Source organism: Dyella silvatica, assembly GCF_026283955.1.
GTDB classification, from domain to species: domain Bacteria; phylum Pseudomonadota; class Gammaproteobacteria; order Xanthomonadales; family Rhodanobacteraceae; genus Dyella_C; species Dyella_C silvatica.
In genome coordinates this window covers 1-21106 of sequence record NZ_JAPDPE010000033.1, presented here as the reverse complement: position 1 = coordinate 21106, position 21106 = coordinate 1, and the positions used below count along the sequence as shown (strand labels likewise).

Below are 21106 nucleotides of genomic sequence, written 5' to 3'. Positions count from 1 at the left end.
GGCCTGGTATCTGCCGAGCCCGTGGCTTGCTTGGGATGAAAACGTACACAACTGCTTGCAACGGCTGCAACGAAGCCGGGACCGAACGCAGAGATATCTGCGTTCGGCCCGGCCCATATCGGCTGCAAAACTAGTTCACGCAGCACTTCTCATTTCGCCGACTCCCGCGTATTCCTCGGTGACCCGGCCTTCCGAAGCAACTTCTTCACTTCGTCACTGGGGACGACGGTCGATCCTTCCGGACAGATAAACGGATACTCGCGATCCTCGATGATCGGCTCGATGCCGAAGAAATCGTTGAGTACCGATTCCGACGTGCAGTAGGCGCCCTCCACCCAGGCCTGGTCGTTCGAATAGGCCTCGCCGACGATGAAGATATCGGCGTCCGCGCCATCGATCAGTTGCGAGGGCTTGCGGATCTTGCGCTGCACGTCGCCGATATCGAAATGCGGCGCCCATTCGTGATAGCCGGCGTTGAATGGAGGCAGTGACCAATCCATGTAGGCGGCCTGCAGCGGTTCGGGTACGGCGCTGAAATCGGTGTTCGGGCCGAAATGGAGTTCCGCCAGCATCTTGCGTAGCATCTTCACCATGCGTGCCGGCACCTTGCGTGGACCGTCCAGCGGTTGCGTGTCCTGCGAAACCGGCACTTCACGCTGATGCTTGGGGCCCAGTTCCAGCTCCTGCCAGAACGTGGTGTTGTCCTCGTCGTCGTAGCTGGCGAGGATGCCGTAGATCGGCTTCTTTTTCGTTTCGGTCGCGTTGTTTCCGAAATACACCACCATGCGAATCGGCGAGTTGGTCACGCTCGGGCCGATGGTGTTATTGCGCGAGATGGCGGTCAGCTGCTTGGTCTGCACCACGGTCAGTGCCTGTTCGGTGATGTTCTCGATCGCGTCCACCATATCTGCCACGGATTCGTAAGGCACATCGATCAGCGTCCGCATGGCTTTCAACGCAGCGCCGGGGAATTTCTGCGCACGCAATTGCGCGATCGTATCGGGTGTGATCGTGTAGCCGATGATCTGCGCGGGATAAGGCGCGGGGCTTTCGATGTCGGGTGCCCACCATGGCTGATCGAAGAACATGCCCACCTTGTACGACGGCTGCATGATCGTCGCCTCCAGATAAAGGTTCACCTTGTCGTGGTTGAGCACGTCCACTTCGCCGCGCTCCGGCAGCCGGAATCGGGTGGCCTGCGCCACCAGGTCGATCGCGGCGCGGGGCATCGCCATCCATGCCGCATCGGCCTCGCGCGAGCCGGCGGCGATATTGGGGTTGTCGCGATGGGCATACGTAAAGACCGCCTTGCCCGATTTTGCCAGGATCGAATGCAGGCGTGTGTCGGGGTGATAGCGGAACTCGATGCCCTTGGCCTTCGCCAGCTTCGCGATCTCCTCAAACAACGCGTTGAACATCCCCGAATAGCCGATCGATAGCGTGCGGTACTGGCTACCTGGCGTGAACTCGTTATTGATGTTGAACGAAACCCCGGCATGCGTGTTGATGACGTTGGAGCTATAGCCGTTGCCGTCGGCGGCGTAATCGTAGCCCTCGGCACCCAACTGATCGTAGAGCAGGTTCCAATAGCCGATGTCCTTAAGGTAGTCGCCTTGCTGGAAGATGCTGGATTCCGGCAACTGCGCGGTAATCCTTCCATCCTGATAAAAGCGGCACCAGTCGCGGCGGGTGAAATCCCCCCAGGGCTTGGTCGTCGCCAGGTCTTGCACCGTCGTAAAGCCCTGGTCGGGCGTGGTGGCGGCGCCGAAGTTGTTTACCGCGTACGGCGCAGGCGTGTTCGAGCCGATGTTGTTGAGATAGAAGTTCCGCGAGCGCAGATAGAACAGTTGGTTATTGGTAACGTTGAACGGTACCGAATACTTGTTCAGGCCAAGCTTTGCGATCACGGTGCTGACCACACGGTGGCCGGGTGCCAGGCCGTTGTTCGGATCCGGAAATGCCTTGGTCGGTGTGCTGTCCCAGTAGGAATAGCGCATGCCGCCAAGCTCGACGAACGAATCGGTCTTATCGTCGTTGTAATGCCAAGTGCAGATGCGGGCGCCGGCCGCGCGGGTGCCGGGATGGCGCTTGGAGAAGTCGTAGCGGCCCCAGTCGTACAGCTCCAGCACATCGCCCTTCTTCAACTGTTTTGCGGCGAACTTGGTTTTCTTGCATTGGCCTTCCAGCAGCCGCCAGGTGGTATAGAGGCCGGCGGCGCCGGCGCCAAAGATCGAATAGGTTTTCTTTGTCATGCTCGGACCCCTCGAAAATGAGAATGGACGCCTTATTCGCTGCCGAGGCGATGCATCTGGCCAGGCAGATCCTTTTGCGGAATGACCACTTCGACTAGAACAGGTTTGTTCTTGATCCCTGCAATGCGGGGCAAGGCGGCTTTCAACTCATCGACCGTCTCCACCCGGATGCCTTCCGCACCGAACGCCTTCGCCAACGCGAGGTAATCCCACTTAGGCAGGATGTCGAAGGTATCGAAGGTGTGCGTCGGACCGGGCTCGAATGCCGTCATGTCCACGTACACCTGCTCGATGGCGTAGACCTGGTTGCTCATCACGAAGATGACCGCGTTGAGCTGATTGCGTGCCAGCGTGGACAACGACTGGCAGACCATCATGAAGCCACCGTCGCCAGCGACCGTCCACGCGCGTTTGCCGCTACCCAACTGCGCGCCTGATGCAGCACCGGTCTCGAAGCCGATGCATTGCCACGCCGCTGAAGCAATGAAGCTGCCCTGCGACAGGCCGTAGCAATTAGTGGCAACGTACATCGCCGAACTCACGCCATAGGTCATTACGATGTCTTTCAGCAGATTCTCGTCCTGCAGAAACTTCATCGTGTGCGCGAAGAACCGGTTATAGGTGATGACTTGTGGCTGGTCGTCGTAAACCGGGTCGGAATTGCTCGCCCACGGCTCCGGATATTTCGGCTGGGGTGGCGCTTTGGCATGGATCGGATAGCCACTTTTGCTCGCCTTGAACTTCGCCAGCAAGGCTTGCATGAAATCCTGCAGGGTGACATCGCCGTACTTGAAATAGCCAGCGCGGACGCCGGCGGTATCGGCCAACACCATGTCGGCGTACTTGGTTTCGATGAGCGCGAGGTAGTCATCGGTGATGATGGCGCCCAAGGTCAACACGCAATCGGCGGCCTCTACGATATCTCGCACCGATTGAATCGACGCGGCATCGGAGTAGGTACCGATAAACTTGTCACCCCGCTCGTCCAGCACGCTCTTGCCGAGCGACGTCGTGGTGTAGAGAAAGCCGCTGGCGTCGATGATCTGCTGCAGCAAATGGGACAAGCCAAAACGCAGGATCTCCACGCCGGCGAGAATCAGCGGCTGCTTTGCCGCCGTGATCTGCGCCCAGGCCTGATTCACCGCATCGTTAAGCGCAAGCTCCGGGCTGTGAGTGACGCGCGGCTTGAGCGGCGTGTTCGATGGACGTGGACAGGACTGGCCCCACACTTCCTTGTAACAGGCGATATATACGGGACGCCGATCGGTGATCGCATCCACCAGCAATTCGTCAATCTGCTCGGCGGCCCCGACATTGGTGCTGAGCGTGATCGCTTTAACAGTGACGTTCTCGTAGATCTTACGGTCCGAGTCGAGGTCGCCAGTGGAATGGTGGAACAGCACGTCGTACATGTCGGTGATATTGCGCATGTCGGCACCGGGCGTGGCGCTAATCACCACGATCGGGCTGCGCTCAACCCAGGCACCTGCAACAGCGTTGAGCGCACTGTAGGTGCTCACGCCGAATTGCAGCGAAACCGCCGCAAGGCCGCGACAGCGCGCGTACGCATCGGCGGCGTAAGCGGCGTCCAGTTCGTTGATCGCGCCGATCGTGTTGACGCCGTCGAAATGCTCCAACGCCTGGGTGAACTGTTTCACGTAATCGCCAGGAATCTGGAAAACGTCGGTGACGTTAAGCTGTTTAAGTCGGGTCAGCAGATAGTCGGCAACGGTAAAGTCGGTGGCCACGGGCGGAGCGGAGGCGATAAGCGCCCTCTTCGAGAGGATGTTTGTCATGACGACCCCCATGATTCGCGTAGCCCGCTATCGTCAAAACTGAGTATCTTGAACGCCATCGCATCACTCCTTTAATGAATGAAATTGCTCGGCAAAAGGTGCGCTCGTTGTATCTGTCGTGCGTCAGATGACCAACGCTTGAGGTTGGGCGGATATCCCACGTTTTGCATAAGCGTGGCAAGCCACCTCAGCGGACAAAAGCTAACCGTCTACGCGGAGATTACGCATAGAAAAAAGGCACGTGCTGGAACATGTCTAAGACAAGAGATGCTTTATTCTTAGCTTCATAATCCCCCTGAACTCCCGTGAAAACCCGGATTAATCCGCGCCATGGGCGGAGCGAATGTGATGCCGGACATGGGATGCCAACGCATTTTGTGTGGTTACACCGTTGACCAGGCCCACGTGGATAGTTTATCGATAAACGTATCCAATAAATACATTTCAACCCAAGGCATTATCTTTCGAAGGCATCCGCTCAGTGATTAACTGATTTTTCTTATGTGACGTCGACCATGTAAGCATTTTATCGGGCGCGCAGCTTGTGATAACAACAACCCCTCAACAGCCACACCCCATAACAACTCCCGCACAAATTTTTTACTCATCAAAAATCACCGAGAGCCAGCGAAAGTTATTTCGCCACACGCCTTCATCACACCTGTCTTGATTGAAAAATTGCTACTTATATGGATGTTTTTCCTACTGTTTATGATGTCATCGAAAAGGTGAGTCTTTGACTTCCCATACGACCTAAGCCCTTGACATAATCTTCACATGTTTAGATTCACAGTTATAATCGATATACGGGGATCCAGATTTAGATATACCAGATGACTACTCATCGCCATCCCTGGCGATAGCGTCATTGGTCACGCGCCGAATTCGTTAATGCCACGCCATGCTTTTGGCTCGTGGAGGCTTGGCTATGATTAAGAAACCTTTGGGATAGCCCTCAGGGATCCATTATGTGGCATAGACCACGAAAGCGCCTTGAGGCCACTTATAAAAGCAACATACTGCCTGGATTTCGGCACAGGATGTTTCAGAAAGGTAAGCATGGATCGCCTCATTTCTAAGCCAGTTGGCTGGACCATCGCGCGTGGTCGTTGTTGCTATGTTTCAACGTTTTCGCGTTCCGCAAGCGTCTTGGCGAGTTGCATTCCGCTACCTGATCAAGGAGATCTGCTTATGTCCGTAAAGCCCTGGCTGTCCGCCCTTGCCGTGGCAATCGTTGCCGCCGCGACGATATCTTCCTTCACCCTGCGCACGCTGTCCGCCGCACCTTCGGCGGCCGTGTCTCAGACCCCGCAGTACCTCAACAACTTCCCCAACTTCAATCCGTCCCTATCGACTCAGTTGCCAGGCGACGTTGACGTAGCGCTAAAGAAAAAGCTCATAAGCACGAAGGAATTTCCACGCGTGCAGCGCCTGTTCGACCTCTGGTCGTGGCAAGCCTTTCTTTCCTTGAACTGGCCGATGAATAACCAGGGACAGTTCGCCCCGAGCATCAGCGATACGACATTTGGGCCGCCCATGTGGACCACGTGGCACGAAAGCACCAACATTTTCCGCGAGGACGGAGGCGTGCCATCGGCGTGCCAGATGCAAAACGCTCAACTGTCGCTCACCCGCGATACCAACCTGGCTGTAGCACGCGACCTCAAACCCTTCGCGCTACCCAGCACGTTCGATAAACGGCGTATTCGGCTGCTAGGCAACATCTCAGCCGTAGGTGACCGTAGCCCGGTGACCAAGGCCGCTGCCAAGGGGGCGGCGCCCGCTTCACTGAGTGACATCATGCAGGCATTCACGGCCCCGCTGATCGACCAGAACGGCAATTACGTCTTCTACGAAATCCAGATCAATCCAGATGAAGTGAACTACATCTGCAAGCACAAGCTGTACAACATCCAGGGCCAGGTCGCCTTTACCGGCGGCAATCCGCACACCAAGGCTGACTTGCCCAGCGGCATAGACAGCCGCGACGGCAGCGGCTCCTGGGAACTGAAGTTCGCTTGGCGCGTGCTGACGCGTGCCGACGACCGTACCCGCTACCTCTGGTCCGATGCCATCGTGCCACCGGTAAACGGTAAGTGTCCGGATAAGACGACACCCACTCACGACGAATGCCAGGTACAGGTTGGGTTAGTAGGCATGCATATTGGGCATAAGTCGGCGAGCTCGCCGCAATGGATCTGGTCTACTTTTGAACAGGTGGATAACCTGTCGATGGACAACGTGGCTCATCCTGGACTGAAGCCGTCGTTCTTCGATCCGGATTGCCCGGCCTGCGTTCCTAACCAGGCGCCAAGCCAGGACAACAACGGCAACTGGGCAACGACACCACCGACGCAGGTCGCACGCGCAGCACCGATTCCCGCTGACAAGATCGCGCTGAACGGTGCGGCTGAGGCCTCCCTGGAAAACGCAGGGACCGCACTGCGCTACTACCAGCTTATCGATTCGCAATGGCCGACCGATCCAACCGCGCCACCGACAAAGCCCGAGGCAGGCCTGCCAGGCGCGATCGAGAACAAGCCCGGCGGCAATCCGACGCCAGTGTTCTTGACCAACGTCACGATGGAAACCTACTTCCAGGTTGGCGTTCAGCCCGCCTGCCATCAAGAAGAGGGCGTCTCCTGTCCACCCGCGAAATGGCTTACCGAGAACCAGGCTCACGGCCAAGTTTCAGACACCACCGCCGTGTTCGCTACCGAGAGCTGCATGGGCTGTCATTCCTCTGCCGGGCTATACACCACGCCAACGAAGACGAGCGGACAGCTAACGGGGGATTTCTCTTGGTTGTTCTCGCAAAAGGCGAAATCGGATAAATCGTCCGGTCATTGAACCGCTTGCGGATTCTCGGTGCACGCCGCTGCATCGAGAATCCGCTTCGTCTTCGAGCGAGCAGTACCCCTGAGATTCAAGAGGCTGGGCCGTGTTGGTGCTCTGCCTCTTGCGCTTTCATGGCTTGCGTGATCACCAGGAAGTCCGCTTGGCTGATACCGAAGTCGCGCCATCGTTCAACATTCTTCCTTAGCTCGGAGGCTAAACTCGCTGCGGTATGACCTTTGCGAAAAAATCGGTGCGCGGCGTCGTTCGGACCATTGCCTAGCGAGCCGCAAGAACCGCAGAGTTAAAGAAGCAATGCCTATGCGTGGCTATCGCGAGCTCTTGACGATGTGGATCTACGCGATGTCGACCATCGGCTTGACATTGGGCACGCTGACCACGAAGTCTCGGCGATGCCCTCCACCCTCGATAACGTGTCCTAATCACCTGACCTACGCCCTGCCCTCAATCCTCTGGCAGAGGAAAATCACCACGACATAAGGGCGAGCAACGCTAGCCGCGATAGTCCCCGCCGCTTTACCGACCGGCGTCTTCAGGGGTGGCCGATCCTGCATTTCATTAAATCGCGCCGGCATGAAACGCCGCGCTCGGATCGGTCGCATCCAGGCCAAGGGCACTCCAGGCATCGCGAATTCCCGCGGTCAGACACTGCGCATCAATGCTGGTCGGTTTCATGGCCAAGCCTCTATCACCACGGGACCGTGCGGCCCATGCGGTCGAGGTACTCCAGGCCAGGTCTTCCCCGCTTCGAGAGCAGCGTATTCACTATGTCCGGAATGGTTTCCTCAAGACCGAACGGTGCATGCGGGCCGCCCAGTGCCGTACGAATCCAGCCCGGAGCCATCAGCACTAAGGCGCGTGGCCCACCTGCATGGCGAGCAGCGTAGCTGCGCATGTACTGATTCAAGGCAGACTTGCTGCCGCGATAGACTTCAAACCCACCGCTAGTATTGCTGGCGATGCTGCCCTGTCCCGACGACATGACACCGATGAGGCCATCGGGAGGGACAAGATCCTGCAACGCCTCGACGCTACGCATAGGCCCCAGTGCATTGGTGACCATCACGCGAATGAATTCCTCGGTGGATACTTCAGCGATGGTGTCATTCGGATTCGCATTAGCGACGCCAGCGTTCACGAACAGGATGTCGAATACCCGGCCCGACAAGTGGGCGCGAAGTGCCGCGATCTGCTCCGGCTCGCAAATGTCGACGGTCTCGACCTGGAGGCGGCCCTGGCTCTCATCGGCCAAGTCATGCAGTTGGGTCCGGCCTTCGAGCGGACGCGTGGTGCCGACGACGCTCCACCCCTGGTTCAAGAGTTCAGCGGCCATCGCGTGCCCGAGGCCACGCGATGCTCCGATGATCAGAATGGCAGGCGCTTTATCGCTGCTTGAGCGGCTCATAAAGATGCTTCGAGATTGGACAGCCTTGATCTTGGTGGAGGAAGATTCATTGCACCAGACGCGTGGGATGCAATCATCGATTGCATCGAAATCAACCAATGCTCAATGCAGAGTGGGCGACTCGACATGCAAGACGTAGACTTGAATCTACTCACCGCGCTGGATGTCTTGCTCACCGAATGCAGTGTGACCAAGGCAGCGCAGCGACTCGGCCTGAGCCCATCTGCCATGAGCAGGACGCTTTCGAGACTGCGCATAGCGACCGGAGATCAACTGCTCGTGCTGGCGGGACGGACGCTGGTTCCGACGCCGTATGCCGAGAAGCTCAGCGAGCAAGTTCACGAACTTGCCAGTACCGCCAGAGCCGTGCTTCAACCCGCCAGCGGCACCCTGGACGTTGCCGCACTGGAGCGTACGTTCACGATTCGTGCGAATGACGGCTTCGTCGAACTGGTTGGCGCATCGCTCATGACGGCGATCTCTCAAACCGCACCGCACGTTCGTATCCGGTTCGTATCGAAGCCTGACAAGGATGCACGGCCACTTCGGGAAGGCATGATTGACCTGGAGGTCGGGGTACTCGGAGGAGCCACCGCACCGGAGTTGAAGGCGCGGCTGCTGTTTCGTGATCGGTTCGTAGGCATTTGTCGAGCCGGTCACCCTCTTTTGACAAGGGTGACTGCGAAACGCTATGCCGGCTATCAGCACGTGGTGGTGTCGCGCAAACGGCAGTTCTCCGGTCCGGTAGATGATGCGTTAGGCCAACTGGGCTTGCGCAGGACCATTGCCATGGTCGTACCCAGCTATGCAAACGCGTTGCAGATCGCCCGCCATTCGGATCTTCTCGGACTCGTTCCGCATTCATATCTTGGTAGTGCATTCTTGAGCGGCGCGGGCGTTCAGCACTTTGAACTCCCGGTACGGACGCCCGAGATCAAGGTGTCGGCCATTTGGCATCCCCGCCTCCATGCTGATCCCGCCCATCGGTGGCTGCGCGATACCATCTTTGCCATTTGCAAAAAGGCTTCGTGACGTAGAGGAACATGTCGGATGGCTGGCAGGCCAGCTCAACTTTCCGGAATGATTGCCGTGACGAACGGCGCGAGCACCGTCCAGCCAAGGTTCGCATCGAGGTTGCGGCCATCTTCCGACGACAGCAGCCGGGCCCGTCACCGTACGCGTCGACGTGCCCGGCCTGGCGTCGCCGGAAGTCCGCATCGACGCCGTGTCGCCTTGAGAATCCGCTTTGCGAGTGGCGCTTACGAGATGCGACATTTGCTGACGCGGTTTAGCCACGTTTGCGCCCGCTTAGAAACTTACCCGGAATCCCGCCGAGGCCAGCCATCCGCCAGCCATCGCGTCGGTGCGGGACACGCGCCCTGCTTCGGCAAACGCGCTCCAGGATTCCGCGATCGCTATTCGCATACCGGCGATCGCCTCGCCCGTCGTTGCGTGACGCGTCGGCAACACCACGGGCACCGAGCCGCCGTCGAGCGAGGCGGTGACATCGGGCCGATCGCCTACCATGTGCACGACCGATACGCGCGCATACACATCGCCGGCAAGAGCCGGTGATAGGAAGAGCGTCTTGCCGAACAATACGCCAGCGCGCGCCAGGAACATGCTGTTGCTGTGCACGTCAACGCGTACACGGTTGCTGGCGGAGTAGGCACTGCGGCCGATAGAACCGTATGCGGCTTGCACTTGCGGTTCGATGTAGCCACCGCGTTCGCCCTGGAAACGCTGGCCCGTGCGCACAGTCACGCTGGCGGCGCGCGCGTGGTAGCTGCCAGAGGCCATGCCCAGCGCATCTCGCGCGGTGTAGCTATCGCTCAAACGACCTACGCGAGCTACAGCGTCGACGAACATGCCATGGGCAGCGTTCCATATTCCATAAAGCCCTACCGCGTTGCCGCGCAGATCGGCGGCACCATTCTGCAGATCCGCACGAGATTGCGTGTGCGTGTAGATCAGGCCGACCGTCCTTCGTCCGTCATCGAAATCCGCACTCCACTCCGTGCCCGCCGAGGCGCTCGCGACATTTTGGCGGTAGCTGCGTCCGTTGCTGCCGTCACCTTTCAGGTGACCACCATCCACGTCGGCCCAGCATGTGGATTCGCCCGGCGTGTCGCCTGCGCGCAAGGCTTCGCTGCGGCGAGAGATCGCATGTTCGTCGACTTGCCAGAGGTTGGACATCGCCAGCGCCGCGTCGCCCGCGACCAGTACACCCGTGGAAGGTGCGATGGCCAACCTGCCAGCAGAGGGCACGATGGGCGTGGGCGTCACGCCGCCGAGGCTGCCCGTCTGGGTGTCCGTGCCGGTGTTGCCGTTCGAAGACGGCGCAGTCGCGCCGGGGCTACCACTGCCCGATGAGGCCGGCGGCGGGGCGCTTCCGCCGGTATTCGAGGCTGCGCCGAGAATATCGATGCCGGTGAGCCATATCTGCTTGCTATCCGCGCTGGTCTGCACACGCGGCACATAAGAGAAACGCACCAGCGCATTCTCATACGCCGTACTCCACTGCCCGGCCAGTCCTGCGGCGGCCTGAAACGCTGCCGTGCCCCTGGCCGCCGCGCTAACGTCTACGATGGCGATCGGCTGAGCGGCGGCAATAGCCGTGCCGTTCTTCAAGGTCAAAGCGTTGACCCAGGAGGTGTCATCCAGCACCGGGTCATAAGCGATGCGCACTTTCTGTATGCCCTGGGTCGCGAACGAGCCGATGCCGCTGCCGAGGATCACCTTGTCCGCCTGCGCATGACGAATATCGCTGAGCAACGTAAAGGAGGCGCCATCGGCGAGGTTCACCGAGGCGCCGCCCGTACTGCTGTCGATGTGCAAGGTGCGAAAACTGTGTGCGGGCACGCTGTCGGGCGCGAACGCACCCCAGCTTGCCGCCAGATCGATGACACCGCTTGCACCGATGGTCAGGCTGCCTTTGCCGAAGTCGGTATCCAGCGTGCCGCTGCCGGCCGGTATCCAGCGAGCGCCGTTGGCGAAGGACAGTACGGGGATGCCCGCGCTGTAGGTCGCCGTGCCTGCGTTGCCGGCACCGCCGAGTACCAGGCCTTTGAGAAACGACGAGCCGCCGTCAAAATTCAGCCGGGTGGTGCCGGTGTACAAGGTGTTGCTGGCGTTGGTGAGGTTGCGCGTCACCACGTCGCCATCCACATCTATCAGCGATCCACCGAGCGGATCGACATCCAGCAACGCGTTCTGCCCATCCACAGCGGCATTCCAGATCGCGTAACGATGCCCGCTGCCGTTGTTCGTCACGGCCACATCGAGCCCACCAGCCATCCTGATGCTGCCGCCGTTGTTTGCGATACCGTAGCCGTCGCAAGCTGAGCAGTTGACGTTTGCCCGCAGCACGATGGGTTTGACGACGCTGGTGAAAGACATCACGCCGCTATTGTTGATCGCATAGCTTTCGGTGACGCCGGTGACTCGGGCGTCCAAGGCGCCGGCCAGGGTCATGGAGCTACCCAGACCGTACATGTTGCTCAGCGCGGTGGGCAAACCGAACGGCGTGTAGCCGGTCCCGTTGGTCACCGACACCGTAAGGTCACCGCCGACGTAGAAGCGCGAAGTGCGGTGGGTATTGTCGATACCGAAGGCCGAGCGCGGCCCGGTGGCGGTGACCGTAGCATTGCCGGCGATGGCGAGATTGCCCTGGTTGCGGACACCCATCACCGTCGAGCCATTGGAGGTAGCCGTGATGGTGGCGTCGCCGTTGATGGCAAGCTTGGTGTTGAGGTTGTCGTTATAAATCCCGTGAACATTGTCGCTAGGCCAGATGCCGTAGCCGGTGACGTCAACGTCGCCGTTGAAAACGACATTGCCGCGTCCGCCGCCGGAGTTATAGATACCGGCGGTGTTGGCGCCACGGCCCTTCGAGACAATCGTCGTCTTGCCGTTGACCGTGAGATTGCCCTGGTAAATCCACAACCCCTGGCTATAGGCGGGGGTCGAGACGTCTACCGCAAGGTCGCCATTGAAGGTGGCGGTGCCCTGGAGCACACGCACGCCTTGCGCTCCGGAACCGCCTTCGTTGTGATCGGTCACCCAGTGCACGGCGGCGTCCGCCTGAGCGTGCACTGAGGTGGCCCCGTTCACCGTGAGTCGGCCACCCGCTTCCACATCCACGCCGTAAGCAGTGCCCCACGTGTCCGTGCTGTTTCTGTGCGCCGACACATCGAGTGTGCCTTTGCCGTCAGCCGCAACCTGCAGGACCGTCGGGTGGCTGTTGCTGTCCAGCAGCACGCCATTCGCGTTGTCCTGGGCGGTGTCGACAGCGATGCTGTCGCCGGACGCGAGGGTGTAGACCAGGTTGCCGGCAGCGTCGAGGCGAGTGTTGTAGTTCCCATCCGTATCTGTCGAGCCCGTAATGGGCTTGTCGTACTGCGTCGCCAAAGCCGCCTTGGATACCGTGGCGGCCGCAAGCACCGTAAAGATGGACATCGACAGCAGCAATCGCTTTCGACTGGCCACAGCCCGCGCCTGCTCGGTCACATAGTTCTCGTAAATGGATTGCCGCCACGCCTCGGGAAGCCCCTCAAATAGCGCGGGCGACTGCCGGTAAAAGAGCCAAAGCTCCCTGCCCGGCATACTGCTCCGCCGCCGACTCATACCTGCTCCATCCATCGTCCCACCCATCGAGATTAAGCGCCCCCTTGGCCGACCCGGAGGGCCGACCCTTGGCGTTGTTGATCGCAGACGGCACCGCTTGGATGCCGCGTTTATCGCTGCCGACGCATACCCTTGCGGGCGAGCGGCACGCCCCCTGTTGAGCGCGGTCGACACATCCTCGATGCATGCTTAGTAGTGCGCATCGCCGTTGCAAGATAGCGGCGGACGCGATTCGAATCATGGGGGTTACTTCGGCGGCGTGAGGGAGCGCACATGCCGCTGAAAAACCATAATCGCGATGATGAATATCTGAAATAAGCTGAGGCGAGAGGCGCGCAAGGCGCTGAACTTCGTCATGCTGGCCAAACGATTCCATCGACCTATGGCATCGTTTGATCCGGATCACAAAAATCGAAAATCCATCTGAAGCATTTCGGCATGTTCAGACGATTCGCCACGTGCAAGGCTTCCTGTTTCTGGGTGATCGTAGGGTAGGAAATGAAGCGTCTCTTGCTTGGCGTGATGGGTTGGCTTGCCTGCTCCATGGCGCATACCTCTGTAGTCGTCAAAGAACTCAGCTATCGCGGCGACGATGATGGCCCGGCTCTTTCGCGCACTCAGTATCGCAATCCGGTACTGGCCGGCTTTTATCCCGACCCGTCGGCGATCCGGGTCGGTGACGACTTCTACCTGGTCAACTCCTCGTTCGGCTATTTCCCGGGTCTTCCTGTTTTTCACAGCCGCGACCTGGTGACTTGGACGCAGGTCGGTAACGCGATCGACCGCCCCAGCCAGATCGACTACGGCCGCAACGAATTGACCCGCGGCCTGTTCGCGGCCTCGATCAGCCATCACGACGGTACGTTCTACATCACCAACACCTGCTTCTATTGTGATGGTGGCAACTACGTCATCACCGCAAAAGATCCCGCAGGACCATGGTCGAATCCTGTTTGGCTGGGGTTCGAAGGCATCGATCCATCGCTGTTCTTCGACCAGGACGGCAGCGCCTGGCTCGTGAATAACGGTTTGCCTGAAGGCAAGCTTCGCTACCAGGGGCATCGCGCGATCTGGATCCAGCAATTCGACGTCGCTTCAATGAAGCTGATCGGGCCGCGCAACGTGATCGTGGACGCCGGCGCCGATCCCGCAACCCATCCCGAACACATCGAAGGCCCGCACCTGTTCCGGAACCATGACTACTACTACCTAACAGCGGCCGAGGGCGGCACGGGCGAACAGCATGCCCAGATGATTTATCGCAGTCGCCAGATCACAGGCCCCTACGAGGCGTGGGCCGGCAATCCGATATTGACGCAGCGCGACCTGCCTACCGATTACACGCATCCAGTGACCTCAGCGGGGCATGCCCAGCTTATCGAGCTGAAGGACGGCTCCTGGTGGGCGGTGTTCCTGGCCACCCGGCCCTATCGTGGGAATCAATACAACCTCGGCCGCGAAACCTTCTTGTTGCCGGTCACCTGGCAAGACGACTGGCCCGTCGTTCTGCCGCATGGCGAGCGCGTCCCTCTCGTGGCGAAACGTCCAGCACTGCCTCGCGATCCCGCAACGATGCCCATGAATGGTCCCTTCCACTGGAGTGAGCACTTCCATGGGCCGACGCTGCCGATGCAATGGATGACGATCAACGCTCCGCACAGTCCTTGGTATGTCACAGGCGCCGATGGACTCCACATCGAGCCATCGACGACGCCGCTGGGCGACTACAAATCGGGTCAGCCGGCTTACCTGGCGCATCGCCTACAACACCGTAAAGCGCGCATTAGCGCAACGTTCGATATTCACAGAATGGAGCCGAACGAACAGGCAGGGCTCGCGCTATTTCAGAACGAAACACACTTCTATACCGCCGCACTGACGAATGACGGATCGGGCCGCTCACTCGTGTTGTCCATGCGCGCGGGCAAGGACGCCCCGGCGACCGGCGTAGTCTTCGCTCGCCTTGCCCTCCCCGGCAACACCACGTTGGTCTCGCTGCGTTTCGAGTTGGATGGTCCGCGCCTTGATGTCTTCTACGCCCTGAAGGCGGACGACTGGCACCCGCTCGGACGGGGGCTGGACGCCAGCTTGCTAAGCACCGCAAGCGCCGGTGGTTTTACCGGTGTGACGTTCGGCCCCTATGCCTATAAACCGGCAACTGGCTCAGGGGTGACCGCGGCCGCACAGCAAGCTAAGGACTGAGGATGCCCCCTGCCCTCGTATGTCGTCATGGCATCCTCCTTGGGCTGACCATCGCCCTGACCCATCTTCCCGTCCTGGCTTTCGCACCGACGCCCATAGCGAACGTGGCCACTGGTCGCTTGTCAGGGGTTCGCGATGTAAAAACTGGCTTGAACGAATTCAAAGGCATTCCGTATGCCGCGCCGCCCGTGGGGTCGTTGCGATGGAAGTCACCACAGCCGGTGGCGGCGTGGACGGATGTGCGACGAGCCGATCACTTCGGCCCACGATGCATGCAACGCCCTGTGTACAGCGACATGGTGTTTCGTTCCGACGGCATGAGTGAAGATTGTCTGTATCTCAACGTCTGGACGCCTGCGAACGACCCGCATGCCAAGTTGCCTGTGCTGGTGTACTTCTATGGCGGAGGATTCATCGCTGGCGACGGCTCAGAACCGCGATACGACGGCGCCAGTCTGGCGCGGCAAGGTATCGTGACGATCACGGTGAACTATCGATTGGACGTATTCGGCTTCCTGGCATCCCCGGCCCTGGTTGCCGAGTCGAGCGAGCACGCCGCCGGCAACTATGGATTGCTCGACCAGCGTGCTGCGTTGCAATGGGTTCAGCGCAACATCGCCGCGTTCGGCGGCGATCCGGATCAGGTCACGATCGGCGGCGAGTCGGCAGGCTCCATGTCGGTGTCGGCGCAAATGGCTTCTCCGTTGTCGAAGGGCTTGATGCATCGGGCGATAGGCGAAAGCGGCGCCATGCTCGGCAACTTCGATCCAAAGCCACTCGCGCAAGCGGCGGCTGAAGGCGAGGGGTTTGGTCGGCGGGTGGGAGCACGTTCGCTGGGTCAGTTGCGCGCCATGAGCGCGCAGGCGCTGCTCGACGCGGCGGGAAAGAACGACGTGCCCGGGTTCCGGCCTACCGCCGACGGCTACTTCCTGCCCCGCCCACCCAAGGCGATCTTCGAGGCGGGCGCGCAGGCACATATTCCTCTGCTGCTCGGCACGAATTCGCAAGAGGCTAGTTACACAAGCTTGTTCGAAGGTCAGCCGCCGACGCTCGACAACTATCGTGCAGCTATGCAAAAACGATTCGGCAAGCATGCTACGGAAGCCCTCAAGCTTTATCCGGGACGGACCGAAACCGATGTCGAGGTGTCCGGCACGGCACTCGCAAGCGACCAGTTCATCGCTCTTTCGACGTGGCAATGGATGTGCCTGCACCGGCAGACCGGGCAAGCGCCTGTGTATTACTACTACTTCACTCAGGCACGCCCATCCAAGCGCGATCGCAGCAGCGCCCCGGATACCGGCGCGGTGCACAGTGGCGAAATCGAGTATGCCTTGGGCAATCTATCCAGCAACGAGGTCTATGCCTGGACCGCGGCCGATCGCCATATCTCGAACATCATGCAGAGCTATTGGGTTCGCTTCATCAAGACGGGCGACCCCAATGGCCCAGGCCTTCCGCCTTGGCCGGTCGCCGAGAGCCAAGGCGGCGGTCTGCTGCGTCAGGCCATCGGCGCGGCCACACACACCATGGTTGATCGCGATACGGCGCGTTACGAGTTTCTGCGGCGCGTCCAGGCAGATGGCAGCCTATAGGGTCGATGGCCCATGACTATCGCCATCCGGTAGTTACCTCGACTATAGCGTCGACATATAGGCGATGCCCTGGCTTGCGCAACCGCGTTGCCAGGCTTTCGACACCTTACCTAGCCATGATCTTGGCAAGTTCCGGGACTTTCTTGTTGAAGGCCGCATCGCCGCCAGTGCCATTCAAGCTACCGGACGCATTGTTCCAATGCAGTAGGGTCGTGGTGCTCTTGCCCGCCTGGTAGTCGTACGACGTACCGTCGTCGTCATAGAGCGCAAAGTCGGCATCTTTACCCGGGTAAACGCGGATCTCGCTGACTGACTGCTTCGACGCCGTCGACTGAATGTCCGAACCCAGCGGCACGATGGAGCCCGCCCGAACAAAAACAGGGATCTGCTCGATGGGAGCGGCTACCTTGACCCAGCGTCCGCCAACCAGCTTTTCGTTGGTCCAGAAGTTGTACCAATCACTGCCGGCAGGAAGATAGACGTCTTTATCCACCTGCCCCTGCTTGGTGATGGGGGCCACCAGGAAGGCCGGTCCGAACATATATTCCGTCCCCAGGTCGGCGACCTGGGTGTCGTCCGGAAAATCCATCCACAAGGGTCGCATGAAGGGCGCGCCCGTGTCGTAGGCTTTCTTGGCCTGGCTGTAGATATACGGAATCAGGCGGTAACGAAGTTTGTCGTACTTCGCCATGATGGCCTCGGCTTGATGACCGAATGCCCAGATCTCCGTGTGCTTGCGATCGCCATGCAAACGCAAGGTCGGGAGGAAGGTGCCGTATTCGAACCAACGCGTGAGCAACTCTGGATAGTCGTTGTTCTGCCCCACAGTGTCGCGCGCATCGGAAGGATCAAGCAGTGGGGCATGGGTGGCGCTGGTGGTCTGCGGCAAGTATTGCCAACCACCGATGTCGTTGCCCCAGTACGCGATGCCGGAGGCGGTCATGTTCAGACCGGTGGGAATCTGACGCTGCAGTGCCTCCCAGGTGGGGTCGATATCCGACGACCAGAACAACGCGCCGGTGCGCTGCGAGCCTAGGTAGGCCGCACGGGAGAGAATCAATACGCGTTCGTCAGGCTTCCATGTGCGCAGTCCTTGCGCAACGCCTTCCACGTGCAACAGCGGAAAAACGTTGTGGTAGCGATCGCCGGAGCCGATCGAGAAGAAGTAGCCATCCGGCACGAGATCTGGCTCGGTCTCGTCCAGCCACGGATAGTCGAAGCCATGCGAAAGAATGTTGTCGCGGGCGTGCTCCCAGAACCACTGGCGTGCAGCGGGGTGGGTCGAGTCGATCAGCGCGCCGGTGCGATCCGAACGGAACGGCAGGCCATCGACCGTCTTGCCGTCCTTGTCCTTCAGGAAATAGCCCTTGGCATCGAGCTCACTAAAATAGCGCCCGGATCGCTCGAAACGTGGCCAGATCGAGATGATCGATTTCACCCCCGCATCATGAAGCTGCTTGTTCATGCCATCGGGGTCGGGAAATTCCGCCGGGTTGATGTCCAGCTGACCCATGTGCGTCCAATAGAACCAGTCGACAACCATCACGTCGAGCGGATAGTTTTTTTCGCGATAGGTATGCGCGACGCGCAACACTTCGGCCTGGCTGTCGTAGCGTGCCTTGGACTGGATCAGGCCAAAGGCGGCCTTGGGCGGGATCGGCGTCTTGCCCGTCACCCGTGCATAGGCCGAATAGATAGCTTCGGGCGTGTCGCCCGTCACCACAAAGAAACTGACACGCTCCCCTACTTTCGACTGGAAGCTTGTGCGACCGCGTATGCCGGCGACAAATCGTGTATCCGATGGGTTGTCCCAGATGATGCCGTAACCCTTGGACGACACCATGAAGGGCACGCAGACGGTTTCCCCACTCGGTGCGTCGTACCAGTGCCGGCAATCGATGACGCGACCGCGCAGATCGAGCGGACCAAGGCTGCCCTGATTCTGGCCCATGCCGTAGTAGTGTTCGTCCGCAGCAGCCGAGAACGTGGCGCCCACCTGATAGGTAGCTTCACCGGCCACCTCATACGGGGACATCTCCCAACTGGTCATGTTGACGACGGTCGCGCCTTTGGCGTTCTTCACCTGCAGGCGGATCGGTGCCAGATCCGGTGCAAAGTACCGCTCCATGGTGCCGGGCGTGTGCGGCGGTGGCGCCGCGTCGACATGCAAGGTCAGCTCGGGCGATGCAAAGGTGTCGCCGCTTGGATCGTGCGCCTCATGGAACGCCGAATGGTCGGCGTGTTCGGCAAGAATCCCGTAGCCGGGCGCCTTCAATACCTGGGCTTTGTCGGCGGCGATCGTTACATGGACAACATTTGGGCCATAAGCTTCGATGCTTACCCATGCGCCATGCCGATCGAGCGTAACCGCCGGTGTGGCGTTGACAATGGTGACCGCCGTGGCGAGTGACCAGACCAGACCAAGCAGCGCCAAGTTCGAGTTTCGCACCTCAGCCCTCCATCTCTTGTAGCTCATTGCCTCGCGTCTCCTGCGCATGGCGCCGCACGAAGACCACCAAGAGTGCCGCCGCCAGGGCATACAGACCGTACCCACCCGCTAGCCCCGGCGCGACGCCGGCCACGGCAAGTCCCGAGCCACGGATCTGCTGGGGAAACATGTCGCCAAGCATCAGCCACCTCACGGGGCCCATGACCTATTGAACAAGGCCACGCAGAGGTTGGCCGCCACCAGTGCGCGCCTGCCCTGTCCAGCTGGCAGGCGGAGCTTGCCATTGGCGATCAAAGTGGTGATGACGGTGATCTTCATGCGTACGTTTCGGCCCCGAGCCTGTGGAGTGGCGACACCGGCCGCGACAGGTGGCGCCCGGACGGGGCGTCGACAGTACGACCCCAGACAACGCCGGGATGCTGCAGTCTGGCCGTAGCCGCCGCAATTGCGAAATCTGCCAGCGCGGCACGTTTTTTCCCTGTCGCGTTGCGTCATGCTAGGTGCGGTGGGAGCTGGTAGCGTCGGGTTCCCTCGGCCCTTTCCATACGGCACGTGCAGCCGGACCATGTCTCCACACCGCATCGCCCTGCTGTTCAATGCGAACAAAATTTATGACCGGCAGATCATTGCCGGCATCGGTCAGTACCTGAAATCCACACGTGTGGAGTGGGACCTCTTCATGGAAGAGGACTTCCGCAGCCGCACCCTTGGCATCCACCAGTGGCGCGGCGACGGCATCATCGCCGACTTCGATGACCCGGTGGTGGCCGAGACCCTGGCAGGCATACCCATTCCGGTGGTGGCCGTGGGCGGCTCTTATGCCGATTCAAGCCAGTACCCGCCTGTCACGCCTTATGTGGCGACCGACAATGTCAAGCTGGTGCGCCTGGCTTATGACCACCTGATTGAACAAGGCTTGCAGCGCTTCGCCTTCTATGGATTACCACCAACGCCGGGCAACCGCTGGGCCCAGGAGCGCGAATCGGCCTTCCTGCGAATGATCGAAGCGGACCGGCTTGAGGGCCTGATTTACCGCGGCTCGCAGACCAGCGCAGGCGGCTGGGGCCGTGCGCAGGAAGACATGGCCGCGTGGGTCAAGTCATTGCCCAAGCCCATCGGCATCATCGCAGTGACCGACGCGCGTGCGCGTCAGCTGCTGCAGGCCTGCGTGGTGGCGGATGTGCCGGTGCCTGAGCAGATTGCCGTGGCGGGCATCGACAACGATCCCCTGGCGCAGCTGCTGAGCCGAATCCCGCTGACGTCGGTGACCCAGGGCGCAGAGGAAATGGGCCGTACAGCCGCACAGGTGCTGCATCAGATGCTGCATGGCGGTGCGGCCGCGGGGACGCGCATCCTGGTGCCACCGGCGGGCATCAACATCCAGGCCAGCAGCCTGCACCGGCCGATGAAGAGTCCGCATGTGATGCGCGGCTGCCACTACATCCGTCAATACGCGTGCCTCGGCATCAAGACCGAGCAGGTCGCCGACTACGTCGGCGTTTCGCGCACCCTGCTGGAAGAGCACTTCAAGCGGGAGCTGAGGCGCACCGTGCACCAGACCATTCTGGAACACAAATTGGAAATGGCCCGCAGCATGCTCAAGGAGACGTCACGTCCGCTGGCTGACGTGGCCGTGCTCAGCGGCTTCACCTCGCTGCAGTACATGTACGCCGTGTTCCGGCGTGAATTCAATTGCACGCCGCGGCAGTTTGTAGAGAACGCGCTGGTGAGCACCACCGGGTCGCCGGTCGATCCGGTGGCTGTTCCCGATGACTATCGATGCAGCCGCGACGACGAAGGCATCATGGTCGCCCTTCCATCATGAAGTCCGCACTCAACGGCGTCTGGTCGGAAGCGTCGCCCACGTAGACCGCGAAACGACCCGGATCAACCCGCCAATCATGCTTGTTGGCGTCGTACCATGC

12 protein-coding genes are annotated in these 21106 nt (G+C 60.1%); 5 read left to right on the top strand and 7 right to left on the bottom strand.

Features of this window, described 5'->3' with window-relative positions; genetic code table 11:
* Positions 1 to 149: 149 nt before the first annotated feature.
* Together OUZ52_RS08725 and OUZ52_RS08720 are read right to left on the bottom strand one after the other, a co-directional pair.
* A complete protein-coding gene (locus tag OUZ52_RS08725) occupies positions 150 to 2252 on the bottom strand; it encodes a flavin monoamine oxidase family protein (protein WP_266158000.1) in 2103 nt (700 codons plus the stop codon).
* Between the two features lie 32 nt (positions 2253 to 2284).
* The gene (locus tag OUZ52_RS08720) at positions 2285 to 4048 is read right to left on the bottom strand and encodes an alpha-keto acid decarboxylase family protein (RefSeq protein WP_266157999.1); all 1764 of its coding nucleotides are present in this window, start codon (positions 4046 to 4048) and stop codon (positions 2285 to 2287) included.
* Between the two features lie 1191 nt (positions 4049 to 5239).
* On the opposite strand from OUZ52_RS08720, the gene OUZ52_RS08715 reads away from it, so the two are divergent.
* A complete protein-coding gene (locus OUZ52_RS08715) occupies positions 5240 to 6898 on the top strand; it encodes a hypothetical protein (RefSeq protein WP_266157998.1) in 1659 nt (552 codons plus the stop codon).
* Between the two features lie 694 nt (positions 6899 to 7592).
* Here OUZ52_RS08715 and OUZ52_RS08710 read toward each other — a convergent pair.
* Positions 7593 to 8408, bottom strand: coding sequence for an SDR family NAD(P)-dependent oxidoreductase (locus tag OUZ52_RS08710; protein ID WP_323135328.1), 816 nt, complete (start codon positions 8406 to 8408; stop codon positions 7593 to 7595).
* 42 nt (positions 8409 to 8450) lie between these two features.
* Here OUZ52_RS08710 and OUZ52_RS08705 point away from each other — a divergent pair, with 42 nt between their 5' ends.
* The gene (locus tag OUZ52_RS08705) at positions 8451 to 9341 is read left to right on the top strand and encodes a LysR family transcriptional regulator (protein ID WP_266157997.1); all 891 of its coding nucleotides are present in this window, start codon (positions 8451 to 8453) and stop codon (positions 9339 to 9341) included.
* 276 nt (positions 9342 to 9617) lie between these two features.
* Here OUZ52_RS08705 and OUZ52_RS08700 read toward each other — a convergent pair whose 3' ends face one another.
* Positions 9618 to 12767 carry an autotransporter outer membrane beta-barrel domain-containing protein gene (locus OUZ52_RS08700; protein ID WP_266157996.1) on the bottom strand — a complete coding sequence of 1050 codons (3150 nt, stop codon included), beginning with the start codon at positions 12765 to 12767 and terminating at the stop codon, positions 9618 to 9620.
* 666 nt (positions 12768 to 13433) lie between these two features.
* On the opposite strand from OUZ52_RS08700, the gene OUZ52_RS08695 reads away from it, so the two are divergent.
* Together OUZ52_RS08695 and OUZ52_RS08690 are read left to right on the top strand one after the other, a co-directional pair.
* Positions 13434 to 15137: a glycoside hydrolase family 43 protein gene (locus OUZ52_RS08695; protein WP_266157995.1), complete on the top strand. Its 1704-nt coding sequence runs from the start codon at positions 13434 to 13436 to the stop codon at positions 15135 to 15137.
* 2 nt (positions 15138 to 15139) lie between these two features.
* Positions 15140 to 16732: a carboxylesterase/lipase family protein gene (locus OUZ52_RS08690; RefSeq protein ID WP_266157994.1), complete on the top strand. Its 1593-nt coding sequence runs from the start codon at positions 15140 to 15142 to the stop codon at positions 16730 to 16732.
* 106 nt (positions 16733 to 16838) lie between these two features.
* Here OUZ52_RS08690 and OUZ52_RS08685 read toward each other — a convergent pair whose 3' ends face one another.
* Genes OUZ52_RS08685 through OUZ52_RS23010 form a run of 3 tightly spaced genes read right to left on the bottom strand, consistent with a single transcriptional unit; the run spans position 16839 to position 19499 of the window.
* Positions 16839 to 19181, bottom strand: coding sequence for a glycoside hydrolase family 31 protein (locus tag OUZ52_RS08685; protein ID WP_266157993.1), 2343 nt, complete (start codon positions 19179 to 19181; stop codon positions 16839 to 16841).
* A gap of 1 nt (position 19182) precedes the next feature.
* Complete coding sequence (locus OUZ52_RS08680; protein WP_425493823.1) at positions 19183 to 19374, bottom strand: hypothetical protein; 192 nt, start codon at positions 19372 to 19374, stop codon at positions 19183 to 19185.
* A complete protein-coding gene (locus tag OUZ52_RS23010) occupies positions 19371 to 19499 on the bottom strand; it encodes a hypothetical protein (protein ID WP_425493822.1) in 129 nt (42 codons plus the stop codon). The genes OUZ52_RS08680 and OUZ52_RS23010 overlap by 4 nt, the downstream gene beginning before the upstream one ends.
* A 175-nt stretch (positions 19500 to 19674) precedes the next feature.
* On the opposite strand from OUZ52_RS23010, the gene OUZ52_RS08675 reads away from it, so the two are divergent.
* Positions 19675 to 21006, top strand: a complete 1332-nt coding sequence (locus tag OUZ52_RS08675; RefSeq protein WP_266157992.1) for a XylR family transcriptional regulator — start codon at positions 19675 to 19677, stop codon at positions 21004 to 21006.
* Positions 21007 to 21106: the final 100 nt, after the last annotated feature.

What these genes read in the sequence shown, in the direction of transcription:
- OUZ52_RS08720 (WP_266157999.1), bottom strand. Translation starts at nt 4,048, where the DNA reads ATGACAAACATCCTCTCGAAGAGGGCGCTTATCGCCTCCGCTCCGCCC.
- OUZ52_RS08725 (WP_266158000.1), bottom strand. Translation starts at nt 2,252, where the DNA reads ATGACAAAGAAAACCTATTCGATCTTTGGCGCCGGCGCCGCCGGCCTC.
- OUZ52_RS08715 (WP_266157998.1), top strand. Translation starts at nt 5,240, where the DNA reads ATGTCCGTAAAGCCCTGGCTGTCCGCCCTTGCCGTGGCAATCGTTGCC.
- OUZ52_RS08700 (WP_266157996.1), bottom strand. Translation starts at nt 12,767, where the DNA reads ATGTCCATCTTTACGGTGCTTGCGGCCGCCACGGTATCCAAGGCGGCT.
- OUZ52_RS08675 (WP_266157992.1), top strand. Translation starts at nt 19,675, where the DNA reads ATGCTAGGTGCGGTGGGAGCTGGTAGCGTCGGGTTCCCTCGGCCCTTT.
- OUZ52_RS08690 (WP_266157994.1), top strand. Translation starts at nt 15,140, where the DNA reads ATGCCCCCTGCCCTCGTATGTCGTCATGGCATCCTCCTTGGGCTGACC.
- OUZ52_RS23010 (WP_425493822.1), bottom strand. Translation starts at nt 19,499, where the DNA reads ATGAAGATCACCGTCATCACCACTTTGATCGCCAATGGCAAGCTCCGC.
- OUZ52_RS08695 (WP_266157995.1), top strand. Translation starts at nt 13,434, where the DNA reads ATGAAGCGTCTCTTGCTTGGCGTGATGGGTTGGCTTGCCTGCTCCATG.